We start from the raw sequence: 5,363 nt of genomic DNA, 5'->3' as shown, positions 1-5,363 counted from the left end.
TGTCCCGTAATCCGCGGTGGGTCAGCGCGCGGCGTCAGATGCGGTGCATCGCAAGGCGGAGGGTCGTCCTCATACTGGGCGTATGCGGGCGATCCTACAACGCGGCGAGGTGCCGTAGCTGGCGTCGTGCGCCCGCCGGGGATTACGGGACAGCCTTTACGGGCTGCCCCGCGATTGATTTTGGGGTGTGCCGGCCTGGGGGTTCGGCTGGTGGGTGATTCAGCAGCTGGACTGGCGGGTCGGCAGCTGTGGCGCCGGACAGGTCGGTGCCAAGGTGGGCCACGCATCGGGCCGACCGGCTGCCCAGAACAGCCCCGCATCTTCTCCGATCTTCTAGCGGTCAACGCCGAGGACGGGCAAGGATCATGGCTGAAGACAGGGGAACACTCCCCTTCCTCGATGAGGGAGTTGTCATGAGCGATGAGCAGGACACGCTGTCGGAGTTCGTCGAGGCGACGGCCACGAAGTTCGGGGTGCCTGGTGCTGCCGTCGGGGTGTGGGTGGACGAGCGGGAGGCCTGCGGGTGCCACGGCGTGACGAGCGTCGAGAACCCGCTGCCCGTCGATCAGGACACGCTGTTCGTGTTGGGCTCGGTCACGAAGTCCTTCACGGCGACCGCGCTGATGCGCCTGGCCGCTGAGGGGCGGGTCGAGCTGGACGCGCCGGTGCGCCGGTATGTTCCCGAGCTCGTGCTCCCGGATGAGCGGGCCGCGGCGGAGATTACTGTGTTGCAGCTGCTCAACCACACTGCGGGCCTTGACTGGAGGATGAGCGTCGATACCGGCGAGGGGGACGATGCCCTGGCCGCGTATGTGGCAAAGATGTCCGAGTCGGAGCTGATCGCGCCGCCTGGTGCCCGGGCCTCCTACAGTCAGGTGGGGTACAACCTGGCTGGGCGGATCATAGAAATGGTCACGGGTCTGACCTATGAGCAGGCCATTGCCTCGCTTCTGTTCGAGCCGTTGGGTCTTTCGCACACTTCCTTCGCCACCAATGACGTCATGACACGGCGCTTCGCAGTGGGGCACAACGTCGGTGAAGACGGGACGCCGGCCGTCGCGCGGCAGTGGAAGGACAGCCGCGGCAACAACCCCGGCGGGGGCGGCGCGTCCTCGGTGACGGACATGCTTCGTTGGGCCCGGTTCCATCTCGGTGACGGCCGTGCACAGGACGGTGCCCAGGTGTTGCCCGCCGAGGTCCTGCAGCAGATGCAAGTGCAGACTGTCGAATTGCGGGGCAGCACGCTCGGCGACGCCTTCGGCATCTGCTGGTTCCTGCGCGACGTGGACGGCGTTCGCACCGTCGGCCACGGTGGATCGGCCAGCGGTCAGTTCACTGAGCTGCTGATCGTGCCCGAACGCAACTTCGCAGTCGTTGCGCTGTCCAACGCGGGCCCGGACGGCGGCCTCGCCTTCAACCAGGCCGCCGTCCGGTGGGCGCTCGAGAACTACCTCGGGGCTGTCGACCGGGACCCGGAGCCTCTTCCTTACGACGAGGAGCAGGCACGGGAAGTCGTCGGGAGCTACGCGAACGACATGATGACGCTTACCATCGCCACGGATGGGGCCGGGTTGACGATCGCATGCGGGATCAAATCGGAGATCCGCGCGGCGGCGGACACCGAACTGCCCCCGGATCTCCCGCCGGCCGATCTCGGCCTGCTGCCCGGTGACGCGGACGAATACATCGTCACCGGCGGCGGTCTGAAGGGGCAACGCGGCTTTTTCACCCGCGACGAGAACGGTGTGATCACCGGGGTCGACCTCGCCGGCCGGTTGTTCAATCGGGTTCCCATGGCCTCCAAGTAATGAGATGACCCGCGAGTGATCTTCGTCATGGGTGGGGACATGGCGATGGCCGCGCGAGTTGTGTGGATTGTGATGACCCATCAGGCCCGCGCGGCCATGTCCCATCCTGCCTTCTGCGGCATCTCGGACCAACATCTGGGCGAGTTGGCCACCGAGCTCGCTCCGCGCTGGGAGGCTCGGTGTGACTCGGGGCGCCATGACCGGCGTGGCAGTGCCCGCGAGCGTGAAGCCGGGGCTGGGCCGAAGTACGAGTTCGTCTTTGTCGATCGGCTGCTGGTGACGCTGGTGCACCTACGGATCGGGCTCACCCACGAGGCCCTGGGCGTGATCTACGAGGTGGGTTCGTCCACCATCGGCCGTGCGATCGGTGAGATCCGTCCGCTGCTCGCGAGCCGCGGGTTCGCCGTCCCTGACCGGCCCGAGGTGCGGCTACGCACCTTGGAGGACGTGTTCGCCTATGCCGAGGCCGAGCAGGTCACGTTGCGGATCGACGGGATGGAAACCAGGTCCGTCGCCCGAAAGCGGGCAGGCCAGGCCGGCGTGCGTTCGTCTCGGGCAAGCGCAAGCAGAACACCATCAAGACCACAACCGTCAGCGACGGCCAGGGACGCACTCTGTGGTCCGGGGCGGAACGGCCGGGCCGGATGCACGACCAGACCTCGGTCCGCACCGAGGGCATCGCCGAGCAGTTCCGCCAGCACCCAGGCGTGAAGGCCGAGGTCGACGACGGCTACCGGGGCCTGGCCAACGAGTTCCCCGACCAGATCCCGGCCCCGCCCAGGAAACCCAAGGGACTCGATGATGACGACAGGCCGCTGACCGAGCGGTACGGCTGGCGCGAGGCCAAGCGTCGGCAGTCCTCCCGCCGGATCTGCGTCGAGCACGCCAACGCCGAACACCGCCAGTGGCGCCCACTCCAGCGGTACACCGGACGCCGCGAAACTTACGGCGAAATCCACCGCGCCGTCGCCTCCCTCGTCTCCGACCGCGCCGCCCGCAGGACCACCCGCCGCAAGCCCAGCACCGAACTCGTGCACGTCCGCACGATGGCCTGCTGAATCACCCACCAGCCGCCCAGCCCGGCACACCCCAAAATCAATCGCGGGGCAGCCCGTTAGTCCCGCTGCGCGGCGAAGAGTTCCAGGTGGGCGCAGGTGGGGCAGCGGAAGGCGTCGATCTGCCAGTGCGGCCGGCCCAACCTCTTGGCTCCGCCCAGCGGGCCTCGCTCAAGGGCCCCCTGGATCCACCGGGCGAACCCGCGAGCGCCCTGCCCGGAGTCCTCCACGAAGCCCGGCTCCAGCCCGACCGTTCCGCACTGGCTGCACCGTATGTTGTTCACCGTCGGAGTGTAGCCAGCGGCTGCCGGCGCCGGCCTGGGGACGCGTGAAGCCCCTTCCTGGAAGGGCAGTCGGGGCTGCGGGCACTGTCGTAGCCCATCCCTGGGATTCCGGCCATGACGTCCCAGGAAGCAGGAGCCCCCGACACACCCGCCGTGCACCCCGTGGTCGACGCGTTACGCGATCTGCCGGTAACCGCCGGCCCTGCCCGAGCCCGCAGGGCGATACGGGAACTACGGTGCGGCGCGCGTCCCCTGGCACGTCGACTGGTGAGACCGGGGCGCCGACTCGTACGTCAGGTGGGCCCCGCGTCAGCCCGTCAGGCGGTGTCGTCGGCTGTCAGGGAGTCGAGCCACCGCGCCAGGCGGGCTCCTTGGCTGGTCATGACGTTCGGGTCGCGCAGGGCGTTGCTGAGCAGTGACATGCCTTGATACGCGGCCACGAGAGTCATGGAGAGGCCGGCCGAGTCGGGCAGGCCCAGTTCCCGGAACTGGTGTTCAGCCCAGTCCAGCAGCTGCTGGATCACCACGCCCGCCTGCGCGTCGAGAGTGCCGTCAGCACGCTTGCCGAGTTCGACGGCGAGGGTGCCCGTGGGGCAGCCGTATCGGGCCGTGAGGTCGGGTTGCTCGGTCCAGGCCTCGACCAGTCCCTTGAGGCGGTCGCGTGGGTCGGGCAGCTGGTCCAGGCGCTCCGTGAGCTCGGTCAGGTGAGCGGTTTGCTCGTTCAGGGCTGCCGTGACCAACTCGTCCTTGGTCTTGAAGTAGTAGTAGACGTTCCCGACCGGGACATCGGCCGCGCCCGCGATGTCCGCCAGCGTGGTGCGTTCGACGCCCTGTTCGTGCAGCACCTTCGCCGCCGCAGCCGCCAGGCGACGGCGTTTGTCCGTGCCTCGCCTCCGGGCGTTTCCTGAGTCAGTCACCCAACTGACTATAGACACCGGCCCGCCGCCGCGTGCTATTGTCCACTTAAGTCAGTCAGCTAACTAACTAAGGACTGGGCATGATCGTAGTGACGGGTGCGGGCGGAAACGTCGGACGGACACTGGTACGCGGACTGGTCGAGTCCGGGGAGTCGGTGACGGCGGTGGCCCGACGCATCACCGACGGCGACGTCCCGGCGGAAGCGCGAGCCGTACCGGCGGACCTGGCAGCCCCGAGGAGTCTGCGCCCCGCCCTGAGCGGCGCCGACGCCCTCTTCTTGCTGGTGGCCGGGGAAGATCCCGGCGGCATTCTGGCCGAGGCGCGTGACGCCGGCGTGCGGAAAGTGGTTCTGCTGTCCTCGCAGGGCGTGGGCACCCGCCCTGACGCCTACGAGCACGCGGCCCGCTTCGAGACCGCCGTCGCCGACAGCGGCCTGGACTGGACCGTCTTAAGGTCGGGTGGGATGGCGTCGAACACGTTCGCCTGGGCCGAGTCGATCCGGAACGACCGGACTGCCACGGCCCCGTTCGGGAACGTCGGGCTTCCCTTCGTCGATCCCGATGACGTGGCCGCGGTGGCCGCCGCCGTTCTCCGGGCGGCCGGGCACAAGGGCGCGACCTACGTCCTGACCGGCCCCGAGCCCACCACTCCTCGCGGTCGAGCGGCTGCGATCGCCGACGCGCTCGGTGAACCCGTCCGCTTCGTCGAACAGACCCGTGAAGAAGCGCACGCCCAGATGTCGCGGTTCATGCCCCTGCCCGTGGTCGAGGGCACCCTGGCGATCCTCGGCGAACCCACCCCCGAAGAGCAGCGCGTCAGCCCCGACGTGTCGGATCTGCTCGATCGTCCCGCCCACTCGTTCGCCACGTGGGCGCGGCGCAACGCCGCGGCCTTCCGGTGATCGGCACCGCCCCGTGCTCTGGCAGCCCGTGACACGGTCGACCTGGTTCGTCGTCGGTGAGGCGGTCGCCCTGAGCGGCACCAGCCGTCTTGGGCGAACCTCTTGCGCCGCGCCGCGCCGCGCCGCGCCGGGGGAGGGGCTGGGGTCCGGTGGATGGAGGCGCAGGTTCCGCTGCTTCACCGGGCCCCAGCTATCAGGCCAGGTGCCCGGGAACATGTCGGGTACACCGTGTCACCGCGGACGAAATGCTTCTGATGGTGAGCATGACCGCGGGCCCCGGATGTTCTCCGGGGCCCGCGGTATGAGGTGCGCTGGTCGCTGGGTTACCAGCGATACCAGCGGCCCTTGCGGCCGCCGGTGTCCGCCGAGCGCATGACGAAGCCCAGCAGCCAGACGA

The 5,363-nt window shown here is 68.9% G+C and carries 4 protein-coding genes and 2 pseudogenes; 4 read left to right on the top strand and 2 right to left on the bottom strand.

Annotated elements, in window-relative coordinates; all coding sequences use genetic code 11:
* The first annotated feature begins 413 nt into the window (after positions 1-413).
* The 3 genes and pseudogenes from ABZT03_RS42860 to ABZT03_RS42850 form a co-directional block, all read left to right on the top strand.
* Positions 414-1,808: a serine hydrolase domain-containing protein gene (locus ABZT03_RS42860; RefSeq protein ID WP_356049566.1), complete on the top strand. Its 1,395-nt coding sequence runs from the start codon at positions 414-416 to the stop codon at positions 1,806-1,808.
* A 27-nt stretch (positions 1,809-1,835) separates the two neighbouring features.
* Positions 1,836-2,147: pseudogene (locus tag ABZT03_RS42855) on the top strand (hypothetical protein); the annotation flags it as partial.
* Positions 2,148-2,377: 230 nt separating this feature from the next.
* Positions 2,378-2,866: pseudogene (locus ABZT03_RS42850) on the top strand (transposase family protein); the annotation flags it as partial.
* Positions 2,867-2,922: 56 nt separating this feature from the next.
* Here the strand turns inward: ABZT03_RS42850 and ABZT03_RS42845 are convergent.
* Both ABZT03_RS42845 and ABZT03_RS42840 read right to left on the bottom strand, forming a co-directional pair.
* Positions 2,923-3,147 (bottom strand): hypothetical protein, encoded by a 225-nt coding sequence (locus ABZT03_RS42845; RefSeq protein WP_356049565.1) that lies wholly within the window; start codon positions 3,145-3,147, stop codon positions 2,923-2,925.
* A 317-nt stretch (positions 3,148-3,464) separates the two neighbouring features.
* The gene (locus tag ABZT03_RS42840) at positions 3,465-4,064 is read right to left on the bottom strand and encodes a TetR/AcrR family transcriptional regulator (protein ID WP_356049564.1); all 600 of its coding nucleotides are present in this window, start codon (positions 4,062-4,064) and stop codon (positions 3,465-3,467) included.
* 80 nt (positions 4,065-4,144) lie between these two features.
* On the opposite strand from ABZT03_RS42840, the gene ABZT03_RS42835 reads away from it, so the two are divergent.
* A complete protein-coding gene (locus ABZT03_RS42835; RefSeq protein WP_356049562.1) occupies positions 4,145-4,966 on the top strand; it encodes an NAD(P)H-binding protein in 822 nt (273 codons plus the stop codon).
* Positions 4,967-5,363: the final 397 nt, after the last annotated feature.

It is taken from the genome of Streptomyces sp. NPDC005574 (assembly GCF_040605435.1).
In the GTDB taxonomy this organism is placed as follows: domain Bacteria; phylum Actinomycetota; class Actinomycetes; order Streptomycetales; family Streptomycetaceae; genus Streptomyces.
Note: the sequence above shows the minus strand (reverse complement) of the source record. Positions and strands in the feature narration are given on the sequence as shown.

Coding starts and splice junctions, on each gene's coding strand:
- ABZT03_RS42835 (WP_356049562.1), top strand. CDS start 4,145: ATGATCGTAGTGACGGGTGCGGGCGGAAACGTCGGACGGACACTGGTA.
- ABZT03_RS42860 (WP_356049566.1), top strand. CDS start 414: ATGAGCGATGAGCAGGACACGCTGTCGGAGTTCGTCGAGGCGACGGCC.